23 protein-coding genes and 3 pseudogenes are annotated in these 22,321 nt (G+C 57.4%); 20 read left to right on the forward strand and 6 right to left on the reverse strand.

Annotated features, from left to right (window positions below; translation table 11 throughout):
* Both EKA13_RS12160 and EKA13_RS12165 read left to right on the forward strand, forming a co-directional pair.
* The coding region (locus EKA13_RS12160) for an OprD family outer membrane porin (RefSeq protein WP_065759647.1) at positions 1–1,001 on the forward strand (1,001 nt) is incomplete at its 5' end.
* A 324-nt stretch (positions 1,002–1,325) separates the two neighbouring features.
* The gene (locus EKA13_RS12165) at positions 1,326–1,544 is read left to right on the forward strand and encodes a hypothetical protein (protein ID WP_065759648.1); all 219 of its coding nucleotides are present in this window, start codon (positions 1,326–1,328) and stop codon (positions 1,542–1,544) included.
* Between the two features lie 26 nt (positions 1,545–1,570).
* Here EKA13_RS12165 and EKA13_RS12170 read toward each other — a convergent pair whose 3' ends face one another.
* The gene (locus EKA13_RS12170; protein ID WP_065759649.1) at positions 1,571–2,512 is read right to left on the reverse strand and encodes a LysR substrate-binding domain-containing protein; all 942 of its coding nucleotides are present in this window, start codon (positions 2,510–2,512) and stop codon (positions 1,571–1,573) included.
* 466 nt (positions 2,513–2,978) lie between these two features.
* Between EKA13_RS12170 and EKA13_RS12175 the strand changes: the two genes are divergently transcribed.
* The 10 genes from EKA13_RS12175 to folE all read left to right on the forward strand — a co-directional run bounded on the left by EKA13_RS12175 (position 2,979) and on the right by folE (position 11,428).
* On the forward strand, positions 2,979–3,749 hold the full coding sequence (locus EKA13_RS12175) for an ABC transporter substrate-binding protein (RefSeq protein ID WP_065759650.1): 771 nt from the start codon (positions 2,979–2,981) through the stop codon (positions 3,747–3,749).
* Between the two features lie 132 nt (positions 3,750–3,881).
* A complete protein-coding gene (locus tag EKA13_RS12180; protein WP_065759651.1) occupies positions 3,882–4,571 on the forward strand; it encodes an ABC transporter permease in 690 nt (229 codons plus the stop codon).
* On the forward strand, positions 4,568–5,281 hold the full coding sequence (locus tag EKA13_RS12185; RefSeq protein ID WP_065759652.1) for an ABC transporter permease: 714 nt from the start codon (positions 4,568–4,570) through the stop codon (positions 5,279–5,281). The genes EKA13_RS12180 and EKA13_RS12185 overlap by 4 nt, the downstream gene beginning before the upstream one ends.
* A gap of 30 nt (positions 5,282–5,311) precedes the next feature.
* Positions 5,312–6,079 (forward strand): ABC transporter ATP-binding protein, encoded by a 768-nt coding sequence (locus tag EKA13_RS12190; protein ID WP_065759653.1) that lies wholly within the window; start codon positions 5,312–5,314, stop codon positions 6,077–6,079.
* A gap of 73 nt (positions 6,080–6,152) precedes the next feature.
* Positions 6,153–7,274 carry a DUF2817 domain-containing protein gene (locus EKA13_RS12195; RefSeq protein ID WP_065759654.1) on the forward strand — a complete coding sequence of 374 codons (1,122 nt, stop codon included), beginning with the start codon at positions 6,153–6,155 and terminating at the stop codon, positions 7,272–7,274.
* Positions 7,275–7,476: 202 nt separating this feature from the next.
* Positions 7,477–8,550 carry an aromatic ring-hydroxylating dioxygenase subunit alpha gene (locus EKA13_RS12200; RefSeq protein WP_065759655.1) on the forward strand — a complete coding sequence of 358 codons (1,074 nt, stop codon included), beginning with the start codon at positions 7,477–7,479 and terminating at the stop codon, positions 8,548–8,550.
* Position 8,551: 1 nt separating this feature from the next.
* Positions 8,552–9,679: an FAD-binding oxidoreductase gene (locus tag EKA13_RS12205; RefSeq protein WP_065759656.1), complete on the forward strand. Its 1,128-nt coding sequence runs from the start codon at positions 8,552–8,554 to the stop codon at positions 9,677–9,679.
* 182 nt (positions 9,680–9,861) lie between these two features.
* The gene (locus EKA13_RS12210; protein ID WP_065759657.1) at positions 9,862–10,245 is read left to right on the forward strand and encodes a VOC family protein; all 384 of its coding nucleotides are present in this window, start codon (positions 9,862–9,864) and stop codon (positions 10,243–10,245) included.
* 146 nt (positions 10,246–10,391) lie between these two features.
* Positions 10,392–10,871 (forward strand): thiol-disulfide oxidoreductase DCC family protein, encoded by a 480-nt coding sequence (locus EKA13_RS12215; RefSeq protein WP_065759658.1) that lies wholly within the window; start codon positions 10,392–10,394, stop codon positions 10,869–10,871.
* Entirely contained in the window at positions 10,868–11,428 is a 561-nt protein-coding gene (gene folE / locus EKA13_RS12220) for a GTP cyclohydrolase I FolE (protein WP_065759659.1), read from the forward strand. The genes EKA13_RS12215 and folE overlap by 4 nt, the downstream gene beginning before the upstream one ends.
* Positions 11,429–11,478: 50 nt before the next feature.
* On the opposite strand, the gene EKA13_RS12225 is transcribed toward folE, so the two are convergent.
* Both EKA13_RS12225 and EKA13_RS12230 read right to left on the reverse strand, forming a co-directional pair.
* Positions 11,479–11,625 (reverse strand): DUF2256 domain-containing protein, encoded by a 147-nt coding sequence (locus tag EKA13_RS12225; protein WP_083199800.1) that lies wholly within the window; start codon positions 11,623–11,625, stop codon positions 11,479–11,481.
* On the reverse strand, positions 11,622–13,160 hold the full coding sequence (locus EKA13_RS12230) for a cryptochrome/photolyase family protein (RefSeq protein ID WP_065759660.1): 1,539 nt from the start codon (positions 13,158–13,160) through the stop codon (positions 11,622–11,624). Before EKA13_RS12230 ends, EKA13_RS12225 begins: the two co-directional genes overlap by 4 nt.
* A gap of 300 nt (positions 13,161–13,460) precedes the next feature.
* On the opposite strand from EKA13_RS12230, the pseudogene EKA13_RS28850 reads away from it, so the two are divergent.
* From EKA13_RS28850 to EKA13_RS12240, 3 genes and pseudogenes are all read left to right on the forward strand, one after another.
* A pseudogene (locus tag EKA13_RS28850) lies at positions 13,461–14,177 on the forward strand (PAS domain-containing protein); the annotation flags it as partial.
* Positions 14,178–14,285: 108 nt separating this feature from the next.
* Positions 14,286–14,720, forward strand: a pseudogene (locus EKA13_RS28855) (methyl-accepting chemotaxis protein); the annotation flags it as partial.
* A 247-nt stretch (positions 14,721–14,967) separates the two neighbouring features.
* Positions 14,968–15,738 (forward strand): EAL domain-containing protein, encoded by a 771-nt coding sequence (locus EKA13_RS12240; protein WP_065759662.1) that lies wholly within the window; start codon positions 14,968–14,970, stop codon positions 15,736–15,738.
* A 103-nt stretch (positions 15,739–15,841) separates the two neighbouring features.
* Here the strand turns inward: EKA13_RS12240 and EKA13_RS12245 are convergent, their stop codons facing one another.
* Entirely contained in the window at positions 15,842–16,348 is a 507-nt protein-coding gene (locus EKA13_RS12245; protein ID WP_065759663.1) for a DUF1993 domain-containing protein, read from the reverse strand.
* Positions 16,349–16,532: 184 nt separating this feature from the next.
* Between EKA13_RS12245 and EKA13_RS12250 the strand changes: the two genes are divergently transcribed.
* The 4 genes and pseudogenes from EKA13_RS12250 to EKA13_RS12270 all read left to right on the forward strand — a co-directional run bounded on the left by EKA13_RS12250 (position 16,533) and on the right by EKA13_RS12270 (position 19,713).
* Entirely contained in the window at positions 16,533–16,919 is a 387-nt protein-coding gene (locus EKA13_RS12250) for a hypothetical protein (RefSeq protein ID WP_245704329.1), read from the forward strand.
* A 340-nt stretch (positions 16,920–17,259) separates the two neighbouring features.
* Positions 17,260–18,939, forward strand: a complete 1,680-nt coding sequence (locus EKA13_RS12255; protein ID WP_065759664.1) for a SulP family inorganic anion transporter — start codon at positions 17,260–17,262, stop codon at positions 18,937–18,939.
* 217 nt (positions 18,940–19,156) lie between these two features.
* Positions 19,157–19,444, forward strand: a pseudogene (locus tag EKA13_RS12265) (DMT family transporter); the annotation flags it as partial.
* Entirely contained in the window at positions 19,441–19,713 is a 273-nt protein-coding gene (locus EKA13_RS12270) for a hypothetical protein (protein ID WP_065759666.1), read from the forward strand. The pseudogene EKA13_RS12265 and the gene EKA13_RS12270, both read left to right, overlap by 4 nt.
* A 236-nt stretch (positions 19,714–19,949) precedes the next feature.
* Here the strand turns inward: EKA13_RS12270 and EKA13_RS12275 are convergent, their stop codons facing one another.
* Together EKA13_RS12275 and EKA13_RS12280 are read right to left on the reverse strand one after the other, a co-directional pair.
* Positions 19,950–20,423 carry an OsmC family protein gene (locus tag EKA13_RS12275; protein WP_065759667.1) on the reverse strand — a complete coding sequence of 158 codons (474 nt, stop codon included), beginning with the start codon at positions 20,421–20,423 and terminating at the stop codon, positions 19,950–19,952.
* A gap of 62 nt (positions 20,424–20,485) precedes the next feature.
* Positions 20,486–21,067 carry a DUF3841 domain-containing protein gene (locus tag EKA13_RS12280; RefSeq protein ID WP_176717421.1) on the reverse strand — a complete coding sequence of 194 codons (582 nt, stop codon included), beginning with the start codon at positions 21,065–21,067 and terminating at the stop codon, positions 20,486–20,488.
* A gap of 277 nt (positions 21,068–21,344) precedes the next feature.
* On the opposite strand from EKA13_RS12280, the gene EKA13_RS12285 reads away from it, so the two are divergent.
* Positions 21,345–22,310 carry an endonuclease gene (locus tag EKA13_RS12285; protein WP_065759669.1) on the forward strand — a complete coding sequence of 322 codons (966 nt, stop codon included), beginning with the start codon at positions 21,345–21,347 and terminating at the stop codon, positions 22,308–22,310.
* Positions 22,311–22,321 lie beyond the last annotated feature (11 nt).

Here is a 22,321-nt window from a genome sequence, read left to right on the forward strand (position 1 = left end):
ACCGCGACGGCAGCCCTGAAGACGAGTTCGGCCGCGCCGGTGGCGCGCTCAAGATGCGCGTCTCCAAGACCGAGCTGAAGTTTGGCCAGATGCAACCCACCGCCCCTGTGTTCGCCGCAGGTGGTACCCGACTGTTGCCTCAGACTGCCACCGGCTTCTCGCTGATGAGCAGCGAGATCCAGAACCTTGATCTGGAAGCCGGGCATTTCTACGCCGGCACCTCCAATGCCACCACCAGTTCCAGCGGCGGCCTGTGGGCCACCTATGCCAACGTCGAGACCAGCGACGTCGATTACCTCGGCGGACGCTATGCACTGAACGACAACCTCGGCCTGATGCTGTACGCCTCGCAGTTCAAGGATATATGGCGCCAGTACTATGGTGACTTGAACTATCAGTTGCCGATCTCCAGCAGCCAGTCCGTGGCACTGGACTTCAGCCTCTACCGCACACTGGATGAAGGCAGTGCCAAGGCCGGCTCGATCAACAACACCACCTGGTCGGCCTCGGCGGCCTACACATTCCTCACCGCCCACACCGTTACCTTGGCCTTTCAGAAAGTCGATGGCGATACCCCATTTGACTATGTCGGGTTTGGCGATAACGGCGGGGGGGCTGCTGGTGACTCGATCTTCCTCGCCAACTCGGTCCAGTATTCGGACTTCAACGGCCCTGGCGAGCGCTCATGGCAAGTACGCTACGACCTGAAAATGGACACCCTTGGCGTGCCCGGCCTGAGCTTCATGGCCCGTTACATCAACGGTGACAACATCGACGGCTCGCACATGGCGGCAGACAGCGCCTACCGTGCCTATGGCTATGGTGACAACGGCAAGCACCACGAAACCGATGTGGAAGCCAAGTACACCATCCAGAGCGGGCCGGTCAAAGACCTGTCGTTCCGCCTGCGTCAGTCGTTCCACTATGCCAACGCCGACCAGGCCGAGAGCGACAACAATGAAATGCGCCTGATCATCGACTACCCGATCTCGATCCTGTAACGGCTGCACCAGCAGGCGTAACGCGGTGGTTTTTTCCACGCTGGGAACCCCATACAGCTGGATAAAACCGCCGCTACCATCGCGCGCCACAGAACCTCGCAAAACTCTATGGAATCGGTGCTCAATCGCAAATTACCGGGCACAAACGTACAAGATATCGATCACTCCTGTTCGCCAAACTGATCAGCGTCAACAACCCAGCATAGCGAGCAACAACTCTATTTTTTTGCCATAAATTTGACACGCGCCTACACTGTAAGGGAGAGATGACTAAATACCTCCATACTGAGCAGGGTGAGCAGATTGAGTTGGGACAGTGGCGCAATGCGGCAGCACTTTGAAAAAATGCAGGCGGTGCTGTCTGCTGACAACGAAATACTGGACATTGAGGCCTACGTCGATCAGTTCCTGCGGACACGCGGCTACGCCCTGACCAACGAAAACAGGCTTCGCGTTGCGATGCGATTGGAGCAAATCACCGAGTGGACCCACTACACCGTCAGTGAGCTGGATCATTGGCTTGATACGTGTTTCAAGGCGTAGCAGCACCGAAACAACGCCACCTCGGTTTATGGAGCGGAACCGGCCAGCAACTGTTGGTTAATGAGCATTTGCTCCCGTCCTCGCGCTACCAGCCAACGATGGAAGTCACGGCAGTGGGCATTGTCGAATGCGCCCTTGGCACCCACCAGCAAATACGATGAGGGCATCGGCAACGCGTGTGCAAAGGGCATGATCAAGCGGCCGTCCGCCAGCGCACCGGCGATCATCGAACATTGCGCCAGTACCACGCCCTGCCCCGCCAGCGCGGCCTGAATCGCCATTGATGACAATGAGTAAACACGGTAGCCGTCACGCAACGACGAGCAATCGACCGCCTGAGCCATAAACCAGTCGCGCCATGACGGCGGCGAAGCGAACTTTGGTAGCCAGTCAATCGACAATAACGGGTAGGCCAACAGATCGGCCGGGATATCCAGTGGCCGATCATCTTGAATCAGGCCGGGGCTACACACCGGAACGACACAATCGCGAAACAACTCAATGGCATTTTCGGTCGACTCAAGATCACCGTACGTGAGCCGGAAGTCGACTTCGTAGCCATCAGGCGAGGGCTCGGCATGGCTGCCGTCGAGAAACAGATTGAGCCCCGGGTGATCGCTCTGCCACGCGTAAATAAGCGGTGCCAGCCACTCGGAAAGCAACGACGGCAGCGCGCTGATGCGCAAGTTGCTAGCGTTTTTCGAGCGTTCGACCTCTACCTGGGCAATGCGCAGGCTTTCGAATGCCGACGCACAGCTCTCATGGTAACGCTGCCCCGCCGCGGTCAACCGGATACGCTTGCCCACCTTGAAGGTCAGGCTCAAACCCAGGCTATCTTCCAGCAGTTTCATTTGCTGGCTGACCGCACCTGCAGAAATCCCCAGACGCCTGGCGGCCTCGATAATGCCCCCGTAGCGCCCGACCGCTTCAAAAACCTGTAAGGCGCGCAGAGATGGCAAGCTGTTCATCAGTCTCTCCTAAAGGGTGCTGATGGCTTGATACTTTAGCCCAGCTATACAAAGCAACAGCTTTCAGCATCTTTTCGCAAATTCAGACTCTCGTATGCTGGCCTTGGCACTGCCTCCCCTTCCCCTAACAAAAAAGCAAAAACAAGGAGAGCACCATGTCTATACGCACTACCCAGAGCGTCGCGCGTTACTCGCCTAACCGATGGGATACCCCACGGGCTTCAACGTGTTCCAACGGGAACAAAAAAAAGCCTGACGTAACAATGCGTAACGAAACCGCGCACCTCCCCACCCCTCGGATTACCCTCCAGCACTCAAACCCCTTGGAACAGAGCCTTGCACCTACGCTGGCGCAGTTTGGCCTGCATATTGCTAATCATGTATATACAAGTACATGCATATCATGATGTATCTGTGCTTTAGCGCCGTACCCTCCGCCCCCTGTAACAGACAAAGGAAAACAACAATGAGAAAATTTGTCCTTGCCACTGTCCTTGCACTGGCTTCCACTGGCGCCCTCGCCAAGGACCTGAGCGTTATTCGCTTTGGTGTAGACCCGACGTTTGCGCCTTTTGAGTCGAAAAACGCTGACGGCGAGCTGGTTGGCTTCGACATTGATCTGGGCAACGCCATTTGCGCTCAGCTCAAGGCCAAATGTGTCTGGGTCGAAACGGCATTCGACAGCATCATTCCTGCGCTCAGGGCGAAGAAGTTCGACGGCGTGCTGTCGGCCATGACGGTCAACGAGAAACGCAAACAGAATGTCGCCTTCTCCGACCGCCTCTACAACTCGCCCAATCGCCTGATCGCGAAAAAGGACAGCGGCCTGCTGCCAACGGTCGAGTCGCTCAAGGGTAAACGTGTCGGGGTTGCACAAGGCACCACCCAGGAAGCCTTCGTCAAGGCCATGTGGGCACCACACGGGGTGATCATGGTCTCGTACCAGAACCAGGACGTGCTGTATCCAGACCTGGTCAGCGGGCGGATCGATGCCAGCCTGACCGATGCGGCCGTGGCCGATATCGGCTTTCTGCAAACACCGAGGAACACCGGTTTTGCGTTCGCCGGCGATGCCGTCAAGCACGACGAACTGCTGGGCGAAGGGATCGCAATCGGCCTGCGCAAGGATGACCATGAACTGATCGAGGCCATCAACGGTGCCCTGGCAGAAATGCACAAGAACGGTACCTACGACACCATTCAGAAGAAGTACTTCAGCTTCGACATCTATAACTGAAGACGGCTACAGCGCGCTCAATCGCCTGCTATCCAGCGCTTGAGCGCGCTGTAGATACACAGCCCCTCCCCGAACACTCAAGCCTCGCAATGGACGGCCCACGGCCCCCCATTGCCTACGGAGAGACAGAACATGCTTTTACAGGGCTACGGTTCGCTCATTCTCGACGGTACCTTTGCGACCATCCAACTGGCATTGCTCTCAATGCTGGTAGCCGTGACGATCGGCCTGGCCGGTGCCTCGGCAAAGCTATCCAAACAGCGGCTGTTACGTAACCTGGCAACCGGCTACACCACCTTGATCCGCAGTGTCCCTGACCTGGTCATCATGTTGCTGTTGTTCTACAGCCTGCAAATCTGGCTGAACAACTTCACGGAATGGATGCAGGTCGAGCAGATCGACATCAACCCGTTCGTTGCCGGCGTTATCACCCTGGGCTTCATCTATGGTGCCTACTTTACCGAGACCTTTCGCGGTGCATTCCAGTCCGTACCTGCCGGCCAACTGGAGGCAGCCGTTGCCTACGGCATGAGCCGTCGGCAGATCTTTATCCGGGTGTTGTTTCCACAAATGATGCGATTTGCATTGCCGGGCATCGGCAACAACTGGCAGGTACTGATCAAGGCGACCGCCCTGGTCTCGATCATCGGCCTGATCGATATCGTCAAAGTGACACAGGATGCCGGCAAGAACTCAATGCAACTGTTCTTCTTCAGCATCATCGGTGCGCTGATCTATCTTGCCATCACCACCGTCTCGAACGGCCTGCTGCTATGGCTGGAGCGCCGCTACAACATCGGCGTCAAGGGAGCCGCACTATGACCGAGATCATGAAGGACTACTGGAAAGCCTACCTCTGGTTCGATGGTTATCAGCTCTCGGGCGTCGCCATGACCCTGTGGTTGCTGGTCGTTGCCATTGCCCTCGGCGGCCTCCTCTCGGTGCCCTTGTCTGTGGCACGGGTATCGAGAAACCCACTCATCCGTGGGCCGGTCTGGTTCTACACCTATGTGTTTCGAGGAACGCCGCTGTACATCCAGTTGCTGATTCTCTACTCCGGTATCTACAGCCTGCAGATGGTCCGCGAGCAGCCGGTGCTGGATGCCTTCTTCCGCGAAGGGATCAACTGCACCTTGCTGGCCTTTGCCCTCAATACCTGCGCCTACACCACGGAAATATTCGCGGGCGCCATTCGTGCCACCCCATATGGCGAGATCGAAGCCGGGCGGGCCTATGGCATGTCGCCGTTCACTCTGTACCGTCGGATCATTCTGCCTTCGGCACTGCGACGCGCACTGCCGTACTACAGCAATGAAGTGATCCTGATGCTGCACTCCACCACCCTGGCGTTCACCGCCACCGTGCCCGACCTGCTCAAGATTGCCCGCGACGTGAACTCGGAGACCTACTCCTCGTTCGAGGCATTCGGCATTGCAGCCGTGCTGTATGCCCTGATGGTGTTTGCCCTGGTCTGGCTGTTCCGACGTTGTGAAATGCGCTGGCTAGCCTTCTTGAAGCCACAGACTCACTGACCCGCCGTACGTAATAAGAGAGCATCGAACATGTACAAGCTGAACGTAGATGAACTGCATAAAAAATACGGCGCCCATGAAGTCCTCAAAGGGGTATCGCTCAGCGCCAAAGCCGGCGATGTCATCAGCATCATTGGCTCGAGCGGGTCAGGCAAAAGCACCTTTCTGCGCTGCATCAACTTCCTTGAACAACCGTGCAGCGGACGTATTGCCGTAAACAACGAAGAGATCCGCACCAAGCTGGATATCAACGGGGCCATGCAGATTGCCGACCCTCGCCAGTTGCAGAAAATCCGTACCAAACTGTCGATGGTGTTCCAGCATTTCAACCTGTGGCAACACATGACGGTGCTGGAGAACATCGTCGAAGCGCCGGTCCACGTCCTCGGCGTGAAGCGCAAGGACGCCGAGCAGCGGGCACGCCACTACCTGAACAAGGTCGGGCTGGATGCAAGCGTGGCAAGCAAATACCCCTCGCACCTCTCTGGCGGGCAGCAACAACGCGTGGCCATCGCACGGGCACTGGCAATGGAACCGGAGGTGATGCTGTTCGACGAGCCGACCTCCGCCCTGGACCCGGAACTGGTCGGCGAAGTCCTGAAAGTGATGCAGGCCTTGGCCGAGGAAGGCCGCACCATGGTCGTGGTCACCCATGAAATGGGCTTTGCCCGCAACGTCTCCAACCATGTCATGTTCCTGCACCAGGGCCGCGTTGAAGAAGAAGGCCCACCCGGCGAGGTATTGAACCATCCGAAAAGCGAACGCCTTACGCAGTTCCTCTCCGGGCGCTTGAAGTAAGTCGGCACATTCCCCTGCTGGCCACCGGGCAACCTCTGGATGCCCGGGGCCGGCCTATCGATACGAGGCCACCATGCTCGCAGGTTTCCCCAAACATCCCGGTTTCGCCCAGCAACGTGAACAGTTTCTAGCGGCGGCCAACGCTGCCGGCGCATGCCTGAGCGAATACCGCCACCCCTTGCGCGGCCCCTTTGGCGAGACGCTGAGCACCGACGTTGCCCTGCTCGGTGATCCCCAGGCCAAACGGGTGCTGGTTGCGCTCAGCGGCACTCACGGCGTTGAAGGGTTCTATGGTTCCGACTGCCAGATCAAATGGTTGCACGCACTCGGCAACACGCCCCTGCCTGCGGATGTCGCGGTACTGATGATCCACCTGATCAACCCCTGGGGCACCGCCTGGATGCGTCGGGTCAACGAAGACAACATCGACCTCAATCGCAACCAACTGGACTTCTCTCAGGCACTACCAGACAACCAGGCCTACGAAGCGTTGCACCCTATCTACACCTGCGCCCAACTGCACGGTCCGCTACGGGAGCAGGCTGACGCGCTGCTCAACCAGCGAATTCGCGCCGAAGGCTGGTCAACCGTGATGTCGATTGTCGAGGCCGGCCAGTACCGTCATCCCGATGGCCTGTTCTATGGCGGCCAGTCTCCCGCGTGGTCGAACACCACCCTGCACACGATCTTGCAAACCCATCTGGCGCACAGCGAGGTTGCCATGTGCTTTGACCTGCACACCGGAGCCGGCGACTACGGGCACCCGATGCTGATGACCATTGCCCAGTCTGCCTACCCGGCACTGCAGGATGCCCAGACCCTCTATGGCCCATGGCTGTACACGTTGATGACCGGAGCCGGCAGCCACAGCGACACCGGCGTAGCGGCAACAGCTACCGGCTACACCTCACAGGCGATCCTCAATGCCCTGCCCCACGTACACCTGATGCCATTCGTCATTGAATGCGGCACCTACCCGGGCGAGCAGGTTCACACCGTGTTGCGCAACGACCAGTGGCTGCACCTGCATGGCGACCTGGACGATAAGGTCGCGGCACACATCAAACGGGAACTGGTCGAGCAGTTCTACCCGGCGGACCCTGACTGGCACGCCGTCGTCTGGCTGCGCACCCAACATATCTGGGAACGAGCCTTGAGTGCGTTACCCAGGATTCACCCCGCCGCCCGTCGCTAAACACAGCGCCTGACACCCTTGTACAAGGCGACGCTCAACGTAGCGTCGCTTTGGTTTGCCTGCAAAAAACGATTTAGTTTTTCTAAATCAATAAACAGTTTTAAGTATCTATTCTGAGCTTATCAGTGCCTCGTATTCTGGCTTCGCCGAAAGCCGCGCCCTGCCGCACAGGGTGAAAACCAGAACAATAAGGAGAGACCCCATGTTTTTGCGCAACGCTTGGTACGTAGCCGCCAGTGAAGCCGAGTTGGGCGAAGCACTGTACCCTGTCACCCTGCTCAGTGAGCCCGTGCTGCTTTACCGCAAGACCGACGGCACCCCGGTGGCCCTTGAAGACGCCTGCCCCCACCGCAAGCTGCCGTTGTCCATGGGACGTCGCCAGGGCGATGACATCGAGTGCGGCTACCACGGCCTGACCTTCGACTGTTCCGGCAGCTGTGTCCGTGCCCCCGGCAGCCGACACATCCCTCAGGGTGCCAAGGTTCGCAGCTACCCCCTTGCCATGCGCTACGGCCTGATCTGGATCTGGATGGGCGATCCCGAACTGGCCGACGAAGCGAAGATCTGCGAAGTCCCGGAATGGGGTGATCCGGCATGGGGGCTCAACCGTGGCGACAGTATGGTCGTGCCGTGCAACTACCTGTACGTGACCGATAACCTGCTCGACCCTTCCCATGTCGCCTGGGTACATCAGTCGTCCTTTGGCAATGCGGCGTGCGCCCAAGAGCCCCTGCAAACCCGGGTAACCGATACCGGCGTGATCGTTTCGCGCTGGATGCGCGATGTGGAAGTGGCACCTTTCTACGCCAAGTTCGTCAAGTTCACTGGCAACTGCGACCGCAAACAGCACTACGAAGTGCACTACCCCGCCCAGGCCGTTATCAAGGCGATATTCACCCCGGCCGGCACGGGCAGCGACGAGGGCGAACTGCACGAGCAGGTGTTCCTGATGAACTCCTACAACTTCATGACCCCCATCGACGAGGAGAACACCCGTTACTACTGGTTCCAGGTACGCAATTTCGACCCCGAGAACCAGGACGTCTCCCGCCAGTTCGATGAAGACGTGCGTCACGCCTTCGCCGAAGACCGTGTCGTGCTCAGCGCCGTCCATCAAGGCATGGCCAACAAGCGCAGCCCCAACATCGACCTGGCCTCCGACTCAGGCCCGCTGCGTTTTCGCCGCAACCTGGAGCAGTTGATCGCCAACGAACAACGTAATGGCCTGATCGCCCGCAGCCAAGCGCAGGCCGAGCACGACAAAACGGAGGCGTGAGATGAGCACTCAACCGAAGACGGCACTCAGCGCGCAAGGCTTCAGGGCCTTGCGGGTGATCGAAAAGAAACAGGAAAGTGCGGTCATTACCTCGTTCGTGCTGGCGGCGGACCATGGCACGTGCCCGCCCTTCGTGCCGGGTCAATTCCTGGTGGTTCGCCTGCCCACGGGCAACGGCGCCACACTGCTGCGCAACTACAGCCTCTCAGGCGACCGCAACGACCTGTCGCACCTGCGCATATCCGTCAAGCGCGAGCCTGCGCCCGCAGACCAGCCACAACTGCCACCCGGGCAAGGCTCCAACTACCTGCACGATCAGGTGCAGGTCGGCGATCTGCTCGAGGTCGCCGGGCCTGCCGGCGAGTTCGTTCTCGACGAACACAGCACACGCCCCGTAGTGCTGTTAAGCGGTGGCGTGGGCCTGACCCCCATGCTGAGCATGCTCCATCAGCTAAGCAGCCATTCAACCCGCACCGTGCACTTTATCCATGCCTGCGAGAACGGTGCCGTACATGCGTTCCGTGATGAAGTACGCCAGTTGGCCGAGCGGCGCCCCGGGATCAATGTGCATTTCTGCTACCGCAGCCCGAGCGTCGACGATCAGGCCAACCCGGCATATCACAGCCAGGGCCTGATCAACCGGGAAACCCTGCAAGCGCTACTGCCATTGGACGACTACGAGGTCTACCTGTGCGGTCCACCACCGTTCATGCAGGCGAACTGGCGCCTGCTGCGCGACCTGGGAATCGACCGCCAGCGTATTCACTATGAGTTTTTCGGCCCGGCAACGGTTCTTGAGAACGACCAGGAGCGAGCCCCAGCGTCCGTGACGCCAACCATCAGCAGCCCACCCGCAGCGACAGACAACGCCTTGACCGTGCATTTTTTGCCATCTGGCACCCGTGTGGACTGGCAACAGGGCTGTCACTCACTGCTTGAACTCGCCGAGCAGGCCGGCCTGACGCCCTCGTTCAACTGCCGGGCAGGCCTGTGCAACAGCTGCCAGGTCGGCCTCAGGGAAGGTACTGTCGAGTACTTCGAAGAGCCGCTGGATGCCCCCATCAACGGCAACATCCTGCTCTGCTGCACACGCCCAACGAGTGCGCTGACCATAGAACTGCGCGCATAGGATCACCACCAGCCACTGCCTGGTTGTCGGAGAGTCGCGTGGGCTACGCTTTCGAGTGCATCGGCTCCATCACGCGTGCATGATGGAGCGCGAACCAGCAAGCTTGGCGCCCCTCTTGGGGAAGCACTCCCCTTGCCCTGAGCGCCCCTGACCCTATTGTACAAACCCAAGAGAACCCAAAGATGAGCATCTTCACACACGTCACCGTTGGCACGAACGACCTGAACAAAGCCCGCGGCTTTTACGACAAGGCACTGGGTGAGCTAGGCCTCAAGCGTATCGCCGACCTGGGCGACAATGGCTCGATCTGGGGCGAAAATTCCCCGGCCTTTTTCGTCCTGAAACCCGCCGACGGCAAGCCAGCCACCGTCGGCAACGGCGTCACCATCAGCTTTGAAGCACCGAGTCGTGCAGCTATCGACGCCTTCCATGCGGCTGCCCTGGCATCCGGCGGTCAAGATGAAGGCAAGCCGGGCCCACGCAGCTGGGCACCCAATGCCTACGCGGCCTATGTGCGTGATCTCGATGGCAACAAACTAGCTGTTTACTGCTTCAAACCGGCTTGATCAACAGCCGTATCAAATGCCCGAAGCACTGCTTCGGGCATTTTTCGTTATGAGCCCTGCCGACTGATGTGACGGAAAAAACAAAGCCATTGTAACGCTGCATTTTTCGACCTATCTTATACAGAACCTATACAAGGCTACTAGTCGTGTACAAGATAGAGCAATGGCCCCTGACGCTTTACTTCGACGGTGACTGCCCGCTCTGCGCTCGGGAAATCAAGCTCCTGCGCCGACGTGCTACAGACGCCCGGCTGCTACTGGTTGATATCAGCAGCGACGACTTCGATGCGCCTGCACTGGGTTTCCCCCTTGAGCGCATGCAATCAGTCCTGCATGCGCGCTTTGCCAATGGTCACTGGGTTACGGGCCTGGACGCCACCCTCTGGAGCTGGCGAGCGGCAGGTCTGGATGTGTGGGCCGCACCGCTGACATGGCGCCCCCTGCGGCCACTGTTTGCCATCGGCTATCGCCTGTTCTGCCGCTTACGCCCCCATTTGGCCTGGTTACCTCATCCCGATGGCAGCCGTCGCTGTCGTGACAACCACTGTACGCTGCCGAAGTCGGCACCCGCGCCAGGCAACCCGCATACCCTTCAAACAACACATGGCTGCAAGGAGTCAAAATGAACCTGTCATTAGCCGAGCACTACCGTGAAATTCTCTCCGGCGTCGGCGAGAATCCTGAACGTGAAGGGTTGCTGGACACCCCCAAACGCGCCGCCAAAGCAATGCAGTACCTGTGCAATGGCTACACCCTGAGCCTGGAGGAAGTGGTTAATGGTGCCCTGTTCGAGTCGGACAACGATGAGATGGTCGTCGTGCGTGACATCGAACTGTACTCATTGTGCGAGCACCACATGCTGCCCTTCATCGGCAAGGCGCATGTGGCCTACATCCCTACCGGGCGAGTGTTAGGGCTGTCGAAGGTTGCCCGCGTGGTCGATATGTTCGCCCGTCGCCTGCAGATACAGGAAAACCTCACAAAACAAATTGCCGACGCCATCCAGCGCATCACCGATGCAGCGGGCGTGGCCGTGGTCATCGAGGCCAAGCACATGTGCATGATGATGCGCGGTGTAGAGAAGCAAAACTCGGTGATGACCTCATCCGTGATGCTGGGAGCCTTCCGCGAGTCGTGCACCACGCGCCACGAGTTCCTGCAACTGATTGGGCGGCGCAGCTGATGCCAGGACCGGTGCAAGACTGCGTTACACCGACGTCACCTGCACCGCCCCTAACGCTCGACCGTGCTGCGCCTATGCCGCCGACAACGCTCTGAGCAGTAGCGCACCTCATCCCAACAGCGCGCCCACTTTTTACGCCAGACAAACGGCAGCCCGCAGACCACGCAGGTTTTGGCTGGAAGGTCGCTCTTTTTCACAACGCCTCACCGGCATCCAGCATGGCCAGTAACGCCTCGCCACGCTGCCAGAGCGCCTGCTGCTTGTCCTCCGACATGCGTGCGAGGTTTTTATACACCATGGCAAGGCGTTGATTGCGCTGCAGCAGGTCACGGTGACGCATCAGAAAGTGCCAATAGAGCGCATTGAAAGGGCAGGCATTGTCCGTTGTACTTTCACTGACGTTGTACACACAGCCACTGCAGTAGTCCGACATGCGCTTGATGTACTGTCCGCTGGCACAGTAAGGCTTCGAGCCCAGATAGCCACCATCGGCATGCATGACCATGCCCAGGGTATTGGGCAGCTCGACCCAGTCGAAGGCGTCCATATAGATGGACAAATACCAGTCGCACACCTGGCTCGGCACGATGCCCGATAACAGGGCAAAGTTGCCGGTCACCATCAGCCGCTGAATATGATGGGCGTAGGCGTGCTCCAATGTCTGGCCGATGACCTGGCGCATACAGTTCATCCGCGTGTCGCCCGTCCAGTAGAACGCTGGCAGCAGCCTGCTGTTGCCGAAAAAATCAAGGCTGGCATAGGTGGGCATCTGCAGCCAGTAGATACCGCGCACATACTCGCGCCAACCAATCAATTGGCGGATAAACCCTTCGGCAGCATTCAAAGGGATCCTGCCAGACCAGTAGGCAGCCTCTACATCCGCGCACACCTGACGCACATCCAGCAGGCCGATGTTGAGCGCAGCGCTGATACGGGCATGAAACAGAAACGGCTCATCCTGGGCCATGGCATCTTGATAATCGCCAAAGGCCGCCAGGCCAAAATCCAGAAAGTAGTCCCACAATGCCTGCGCATCGGCATGTGTCACGGGATAGTCAAAGGCTTCCAGCGAACCGTAGTGGTCAGTAAAGTGCTCGGCCACCAGCGCAATCACCTCACGGGTCATTGCATCCACGGTAAAGCGCGCAGGCAATGGAGCGCGCTGGTGCTTGGGCAGCGCCTTGCGGTTGTCTGCATCAAAGTTCCAGGCCCCTCCGACCGGGCTGCCGTCGCCATTGATGAGCAGCCCGCTCTTGCGCCGCATCTCGCGATAGAAAAACTCCATGCGCAACTGCTTTTTGCCTTTGGCCCAGGAAGCGAATTCGGCGCGACTACACAGGAAACGGCTATCAACATGCCAGTGGATAGGCAGGCCACTGCACGTGAGCGAATGCTCAAGACGCCAGTCGCCACACTCGGTCAGGTGCAGCACTTCCGGCTGCAATAGCCCATGCCAGCGGCGCAATTCCCCCGGCAGTGAGCCCGTATTATCCGGATCATCCAGAGCGACGTACTGCACACGGAAACCACGTTGGCGCAGCGCCTCGGCAAAGTGGCGCATGGCGCTGAAAACCAGCACGATTTTTTGCGGATGATGAGGCACGTGGCGGGCCTCCTCCATCACCTCGGCAAACAGCACCGTATCGCGTTCGGTATCCAGCCCTTGCAGTGAAGGCAGGTCGAAGGACAATTGATCGCCCAGAACCAGGCACAGCCGTCGAGTACCGCTCATACCACAGCGTCCGATGAAAAATGGTTGCGCGCGTTTTTTGCGTCTATCAGGTGTATCCACCCATTCAGCATGCTTCCTGCCTCGAGATCACACGTTTGACAGGCCCAACAGGTGCTCATAACGCTTTGCACACCGCCTCAGCCGGGGAAAACCTGTACAATTTTAACTTCTTGTACAAATTTTACATAGCGCTATTGATGACAGGTCAGATCTGTTGCCTGCCTGTAAGCACTCATGGAGCCATTAATGTTCAACAGCCGCCTGAAAAAAGCACTCCAAGACCAGAGCGCAGAGCTGTACATGCTGCGCCAACTCATTGAGCAGATGAATCGCGGCATGCTATCGATACGGCTTGATGCGCAAACCCGCATCTGCGATTTCAACCCGCATTTCGCGCAAACGCTGGGGTACAAAGACGAACATCTAAGAGGCCGATCGCTGTCCGAAATTGTGCCGCCTTACGTCAGTAAACTGCCCTGCTTTCACGCATTCAGATCTGCCGTGGAAAAATTCGAACCGATCAGCGACGACTACCGCTATCTGCGTGCAGATGGCAGCCTTGCTTGGTTGAGATTGCATTGGTTTCCCATTCGCGGCGAAAACGGCGAGCTCTCCCACATTCAGGGTTACGGCAGCGAAGTCAGCCGGACCATTGAGCAGATAAAAGAGAATGAGTCGTTCATCGATGCGCTTATCCGCTCTACTGCGGTAATCCAGTTCAAACTGGATGGCACCGTTGTAACCGCCAACCAGCAGTTCCTCAACGCCATGGGCTACTCGCTCGAGCAGATCAAAGACAAACATCACCGCATGTTCTGCAGTGCAGAGGACGCTGCATCACCTCAGTACTCGGCGTTCTGGAAAACACTCAACAACGGAGAATACGTCGCTGACCGTTTCAAACGGATTGACAGCCGCGGTCGTGAGGTTTGGCTGGAAGCCACCTACAACCCCGTTTACGACACGGAAGGCAATCTGTGCAAAGTGGTGAAATTCGCCAGCGTCGTCACCGATCAGGTCGCACGGGAAACGGAGGTGAGAGAAGCGGCAGCGGTCGCCTATGACGTCTCATTACAGACCGATGTGAGCGCAGAACGGGGTGCGGCAGTTGTCCAGGAAACGGTACAAACCATGCAGCAGATCGCCGAACAGATGCAATCGGCCACCCATCGGATTGAGGCACTCGACAAGCAGTCACTGTTAATCAGTTCCATCGTGCAGACCATTGGCGGTATTGCCTCACAGACCAACTTGCTGGCGCTCAACGCAGCCATTGAAGCCGCCCGAGCAGGTGAGCAGGGTCGCGGCTTCGCAGTGGTTGCCGATGAAGTCCGTAAGCTTGCTGGCCGCACAAGCGCGGCAACGGAAGAAATCGTGAGTGTCGTAGTGCAGAACCAGGCGCTCGCCAGCGAGGCCGCTAAAGAGATGTTCAGCAGTCGGGAACAGGCCGAACAAGGGCTTGCATTAGCCAGCCAGGCCGGTGCCGTGATTGTGGAAATCCAAAACGGCGCCAAGCAGGTCGTTGGCGCGGTTGGACGTTTTGCCAATGAGCTACAGTAATCCGCACCGCCACAAAAGCCTGTTACGATCTGCGGCAGATCAGTTTTCAGGGGGCGCACCATGCGAACATCAGTACCACGGAGGGACTCGCAATCGCCTGAACATCCGGTAACGCCCCCATCGTTGTCTGCAACCGATAGGTAGAAGAAGGACCCTGTGCCTAGCGTGGTTATGAACACTGTACGTTAGCGGGTTAAAAATCCGAGGAGCCCGCGAAAGCCCATGAGCACTAAAGGCCAGGTCCTAAATGATTGACGAAACACCTTCGACGCTCCCTTGCCAAGCCTGTAAAGAGGGCAAGAAACTGAATTTCGACTTCAGCATGGCATTCCAGCCGATTGTCGATCTTCGCGACAACAGTGTTTTTGCTTATGAGGCCTTGGTGCGCGGTACCGATGGCAGTGGCGCAGCCACTATTCTTGGCAATGTCACCGAAGAAAACCGTTATGCCTTTGACCAGGCGTGCCGGGTAAAAGCGGTGGAGCTCGCGTCCAGGTTGCAGATCCCCTGTTTTGTCAGCATCAACTTCTTGCCTAACGCCGTATACAAGGCGGAAACCTGCATTCGCGCCACGCTTAACGCAGCGCGGCGCTTTGGTTTTCCCACTGAGCGCTTGATTTTCGAAATCACCGAAAATGAAGAACTGGTGGACAAGGAACACCTGAAAAGCATTATTCGAGAATACAAACTACAGGGCTTCAAGACCGCCATCGATGATTTTGGTGCGGGTTATTCTGGCTTGAATCTACTGGCAGAGTTTCAGCCGGATATTATAAAACTCGACATGAGCCTTGTACGGCGCATCTGTACCGACCCGGTACGGCAAGCGATTGTCAAAGGCATTCTAGGCGTCTGCGAGGCGTTGAATATCAATGTGATCGCAGAGGGTGTAGAAACAACTGCCGAGCTTCAACAACTCTTGGCCCTGGGTATCAACCTCTATCAAGGCTACCTGTTTGCAAGACCAGAATTTGAAACCTTGCCGACAGTGAACTGGCCTGGCCACAGCGTGTTGTAACGCTGGACACAGGGTTGATGCACCCCGCACGAATGCAGTTTTCTCGGCGCGCGGCTAATTCAGGCCGCCATCCCAAGGCGCATACGCCGCAATGGGGCAGTCATCACAGGCTGCCCAGATAATCCGCCTTGCCGATGTCCACCCCGTTGTGGCGCAAGATGCCGTACGCAGTGGTCAGGTGGAAATAGAAATTGGGTATGGCAAAGCCCAGCAGATAGTCCTGCCCGGTAAAGTGGATTTCCTTGTCGTGTACCTTGAGGGTAATCGGGCGCGCTTCACTGCCATCCAGTTGCTGCGCGGTGATGCTCTGCAGAAACGTGATGGTTCTGGCAATGCGCGCCTGCAATTCGGGAAAACTGCTTTCAGTGTCGGCAAAACTCGGTACCTCTACCCCTGCCAGACGAGCAGCACAGCCCTTGGCAGTGTCGGACACTATCTGCACCTGACGCACCAGCGCAAACATATCAGGGGCAAGTTGGGCGTTGAGGAAGAACGCCGGCATGATGTCCTTCGCATGAGCGTGGGCGGCGGCCTTGCGCAGAATGGCGGCCAGATTATCCAGCCCGCGGACGAATACAGAGATAGAGGCTTGGTACATGGAGACAGACATACGCTTTCTCCGGAGAGAACGTGGTCTAACAGGCGTCCGACCCTTGCTGATGAGCATGCCGTCCTGTTTGGCGTCTGTCTGTTAACGATAGCTGAAGGCGCTCACTTGTGTGGGGGCCGTCGGCAAGCAGCAGAGGCTGCCTATACTTTCAGGTGCCCCGCGGTTTGAGCTTGGAGTTACCGTCATGAAAAGCATGATACTTGGCAAGCTTTCAAAGCCCATCAGAGGTCGTAAAATTTCATGGATGTGCGCCCTACTCATTATCTCTGGATGCGCGCACAACCCTGATATACGCGTTGGTCACGATACGGTTGATGGCGTTACGTCCAGGGACAATAACGCCTACATAGCGTGCGTAAAAAACGAGGTCAAGAATGGTGTCCCAACGTTTACCGTGGAAGATAACGGTAAAACCGATCTGTTTTTCGGCAGTACAGACCCCACTACAACAGAAGGGCTAGTTGTACTTTCCAGTGCTAACGGCCACAGCACCTACGCTGCCTACCAGAGAGACGCATGGTATGACAGAGGGCGGTTGCTCGATGCCGCCCAAGCCTGCTCCAGAATCTAAGACCAGGCGTTGTATCGTTCGACAGTGGCTTGTGGCGCCGTTGAGGGTGCCATGGCCTGCTCGAGACCAGGGACGACTTGTCAGGGGCAACCAAGTCGTCTCGGTTTCATCTTCATTCGCGAGGCGCTTGGCTGTTTTTGCAGCGGCTCGCTGGACCACACTGCAAGATCATTCGCTTTTTCCCATCTATCATTGATTCAGACAAAGAACCTGCCTTACCAACAGGCTTGGCTTACGTCAGGCCTCAGTACGACTGCTGAACGCTAAGCATTCGCTCAAACGTCACGGGAAAGGGAGTCATTCGGCGTTCCAAGCGGCTGAACCGACTAGGAGAGGCAGTGTGAAAACGCATCTGAAGGCTGAGAAAACCGCTCACTCCAACACCGCGTCACTTCGCCTGGATATCGTATCGGGCCTCACTGCAGCAGCGGTTGTGCTGCCCAAAGCCATGGCCTACGCCACCGTTGCAGGCTTGCCTGTTGCTGTCGGCCTGTATACCGCATTCGTGCCGATGCTGATCTACGCATTTCTGGGCACATCACGCGTACTCAGCGTCAGTACCTCAGCCACACTGGCGATCCTGGCCGGAGCACAGATCAGTTTGGCCGTCCCCGATGGCGACCCCGGAAAGTTGATCACGGCAACGGCAACGCTAACCGCACTGGTTGGTGTGATGCTGCTCGTGGCACGCCTGATACGCCTGGGGTTTCTCGCGAACTTCATTTCCACCCCGGTGTTAAGCGGCTTCAAAGCCGGGGTCGGCCTAGTGATCGTGCTGGACCAGGTGCCAAAACTGCTGGGTATCCACATCACCAAACACGGTTTTTTTGTCGACATCCTCAACATCGTCCATCACCTGCCAGAAAGCTCGTTGATCACCCTTGCAGTGACGGCAGCAGCATTCCTGATACTCATCCTGATGGAGCGTCTGTGGACGCACTCGCCTGCCCCGCTGGTGGTGGTCGGCGGCAGTATTGCCGCTTCCTGGTACTTCGGCCTGCAAGCACTTGGCGCCTCGACGGTTGGAGTGATTCCACAAGGGTTACCCTCACTGACCCTGCCCGACCTGACCCTGGTCGAGCAGATGGTGCCTGGTGCACTCGGGATCGCCCTGATGAGCTTTACCGAGACGATTGCGGCAGGTCGTGCCTTTGTGCGGCCCGGCGACCCACCCATCAACGCGAACCGTGAGCTGGTTGCCACTGGGCTAGGTAACCTTGGCGGCGCACTGTTTGGCGCAATGCCGGCCGGTGGCGGCACGTCTCAAACGGCGGTTGTACGCGCCACAGGTGGGCAATCCCAAAAAGTTTCCATCGTCACGGCCGCAACCGCACTGGCTACCATGCTGCTGCTCTCGGGGCTACTCGGGTTCCTCCCACACGCTACCCTTGCTGCCATCGTCATCTACTACTCCGTGGGGCTGATCCAGCCGCAGGAGTTCCTGGCAATCCGCAAAGTACGGCCCATGGAGTTCCACTGGGCGCTCGTTGCCACGCTCGGTGTACTGCTGTTCGGCACACTGCAAGGGATTACCGTAGCCATCGTCGTATCGTTGGTCAGCCTGGCCTACCAGACCGCACGCCCGCACCTCTACGTCCTTGGCCGCAAGCCCGGCACCGACGTACTGCGCCCTCTTTCAGAAGAGCACCCTGATGATGAAACGTTCAAGGGGCTATTGATCGTACGACCAGAAGGCCGCCTGTTTTTCCTCAATGCCGACTACGTGAAAGAACAAATCATCGCACTGGAAGCGCAGTACCAACCACACGTGATTGTCTGGGACATGAGCGCAGTGCCCGATATCGAATACTCGGCACTTCAGGCGCTTATAGAGGGTGAAAAAAACCTGACCGAACTGGGCGCCAGCCTCTGGCTCGCAGGCTTGAACCCTGGCGTACTGGATATGGTGCGACGTGCCAAATTCGATGAAAAACTGGGTTCCGAACGCATGCTGTTCAATGCCAATGCGGCAATAGAAAAGTATCAAGCTCAGGAAGGCGCGTCGGCGGGTGGCGGGTAGTGGTGGGTGGTATCACTTGAGATTGAAACGTCGCCCATGGGAACGCAACGTATCCCACCCGCGAAAGCACAGTCGCATTTCCAACGTCGCCCATCTTCCAACGGCACCCAGCGGACAGACAGCTCCTGCGCGGCACGATGGGCTGCAGTTTCGGGCAGCATGGCAATGCCGGCACGCTGGGCTACGAGCTGCGCGATCACCTCGAAACTGGCGCCATTTACCTACGGCGGTTTGGATCAACGCGGGGTTGATGGCGGTGTTTTCCACCGTGCTGCCGATCTACTGGGCGGCGCTGGCAATCCAGCGCATGGGCGCCACACAAACCGCAGCCGTAGGTAACCTGGGGCCGGTGCTGACGATGCTGGCTTCCTGGGCCTTGCTCAACGAAACGATCTCGACCTACCAAATCGCCGGCCTGGCACTGGTGCTGTTTGGCGTGTCACGGTTGAAGCCGGGTAAGCCCAAGGCTGCACCACAAGCGGCTATGGCGGACGAGGCAGCATGAGCTCTGGTGTCGACACCAGCAAGGCAGAAGTTCGCGCACCTGCCCAACTCGCCAACTTGCCTTTCTACGCGCAGGTTACGTCTTGGGAACGGCGCTATGTGCGTTGCCGAACGGAATTGCGGGCAGAGGTGCCGTATCGTCTAAACAAGACACCGTGTGTGTTGCAATTCTGCTCAGATCAAGAGGTGGCGTTCATGAACAACATTGTCTATATCGTCGGGGCCGTCGTGATCGTCCTGGTTATCCTGTCATTCGTTGGGCTTGTGTAAGTTCGAAGAGCGTTTTTGCTCATCGTTTGGATTCGATTTCTGCGGATGCGCCATCAGGTAACTTGGCGCCTGCCCCCTGACAAGGGACGCCAAGAAGCTGGTTATGCAGCCAATGCCCATAAATAAAACCGATACCCGCTTGGCTATTTCACGAGCGACGCTCGGGAGGCGCTTGCTTTAAGGTTGTGGCATGGCCGGACTCTCATTCAGATGCGTTCCTCCAAAGCGCCTTAGCGCTATTCCTCCACAGTGATAACAGCCTCGCAGCTCACCGGAAAATTCACCGAGTTGGCTATAAAGCACTCATGGTGTGCATCCTCATGCAGACGCATCGCCAAATCCGTGTCTGAACCGGCGCTCACCTTAACTCGCGGGCGTAGCGTGATCTCGGTGAAATGTCCTTTTCGATGTGCGTCACCTTCGACCATGTTCCCTTGGGCCTGGTCGACGTACTCCAGTACGTTCACCTTATTGACCGCGCAAAGGTGCAAATACCAAAGCTTATGGCAGGCAGATAACGATGCGACCAGCATATCCTCGGGATTCCATCGCCTGGGATCACCTCGAAATGCCGGATCAGCAGATCCAAGAAGGGCCGGTTTGCTTGGCACATCAACAACGAAGTCTCTTGAGTAGGCGGTATAGCTGGAGGTGCCTTCACCCACGTTACCCGTCCAGGTCACCATAGCCTCATAGGTATGCGTCTTCATCCTTGCCCTCGATAATGTAACGATTGACCGTAACAGATATGGCTGTTTTCGATTGCAAGCCACTACATGTTGGTGGGGGATGACATCGACCACCAAGGTTCAGCAATACATACCTCATGATAGGCATCGAGACGCACTTTTCGCACCTCCACCAGCCACTCGCGCCGCAAGCTCGGCAACACAGTCTGAATCGGTGCGTCGTCCAATGCCGTGTAGTCGATCTCGAACAACCCAAGCACCGTTTCAGGCAATAGCGTGAACGCTGCATTTGAAGATAGCGGGAAATACACCTGATCACACCAAACGTTGTAGTCCGAGTTCAGCACCTGATCGCCTGGGCACTCGAACGTCAACAGCACCATGGGCGTCTCGATCAGTTGATGGTCACTCAGTAACTGGCGCGCCAGCTCGGCGTCCGGTGCTCGCTGGTAACCACCGCAAGAATGCCAACCCCACACTGGCGGTCGCCCTTCGCAGGACAACCCACGGGCCGCCATTTCGCGGCACATGAGGCGGTAAGCCGCCTCGTTCTCGGGACAGACGTATGGCCAGTCACCCTGTAACAGGCCATCGTGTAGCAATGCCTGTAACTGGACCTCGGTTTGGAACGTCCAGACCGTTGTTAACGTGCTTGGTGGTCTCAAACCCACTGACCTTCCGATGTGATGTCCCCGCACTGTAAACGGTTACTCATATTTGAAGAATCTCGAGCCTCATCTGCGTTTCACGAAATCCTGATTACTGTTGGCGAGCCCCTGTTTTACATACGCCTGCGTATACCATCGGGTCTCAACCAATACTCTGTTTTTATCTGCAGCCAACGTTGCGCCAGCAGCCGTTGAGTTAAATTCCCGCAGATTACAGGCGTAGCCCTACGTCCGGCGCGTATGATGCGCGACCTGAATTTGAAAACACTGTCTCATGAAAAAACTGTTTTATGTCCTAACGCTAACCCTCTCTGTTATCACTCCCGCCTTCTCAAACCCTCCGTCGACTTTTTCCGAAGCCAAGGTCGTAGCAAAGCAGAAGATCTACCTCGACCAAGCGAACAGTGCCATGGGCGAGCTGTATTGCGGCTGCAAGTGGACGTGGGTAGGTAAGTCGGGTGGCCGGGTTGATGCTGAGTCTTGCGGCTATAAAACCAGGGAACAACAGAGCCGCGCGCAACGGACTGAATGGGAACACATCGTTCCTGCCTGGACATTCGGTCACCAGCGCCAATGCTGGCAGAACGGTGGGCGCGAGCACTGTGTGGACGATGATCCCGTGTTTCGAGCGATGGAAGCTGACCTGTTCAACCTCTATCCAGCAGTTGGGGAGGTGAACGGCGACCGTAGTAATTTCAACTACGGCATGGCTAACGGGGTAGCGCCGCAGTATGGACAGTGCAAGACGCGGGTTGATTTCGATCAACGAACTGCCGAACCACGTGACGAGGTCAAAGGGCTGGTCGCAAGGACAACCTTTTACATGTTCGACAGATACAAACTGAGCATGTCTCGTCAGCAGCAACAGCTACTGATGGCCTGGGACAAGCAGTTCCCGGTTTCGTCTTGGGAGAAAGAGCGAGATAGACGCATCGCTGCAATCATGGGTCATTCCAATCCTTTCGTAACGGGTGACCGGCGCTGGACGCAAGGATACAAGACGGTTGGTGATGGGCTAGTCAGCGCCATTCCTGTGAAAGCTCAGCAAGCAGCAGCCCAGCCAACCCTGGCAAGCACGATCGGGGGAAGTTTGATCATTGGTAATCGGAAGAGTCAGGTGTATCACCTCTCACAGGGATGCCCTGGTTATGAGCAGGTGTCGGCGAAAAACCAAATAACGTTTGATTCTGAATCTGACGCTAAGGCAGCGGGGTATCGTAAAGCAGGCAACTGCAAGTAGCTCAGGAGTGC

Source organism: Pseudomonas defluvii (assembly GCF_001695625.1).
In the GTDB taxonomy this organism is placed as follows: Bacteria; Pseudomonadota; Gammaproteobacteria; order Pseudomonadales; family Pseudomonadaceae; genus Aquipseudomonas; species Aquipseudomonas defluvii.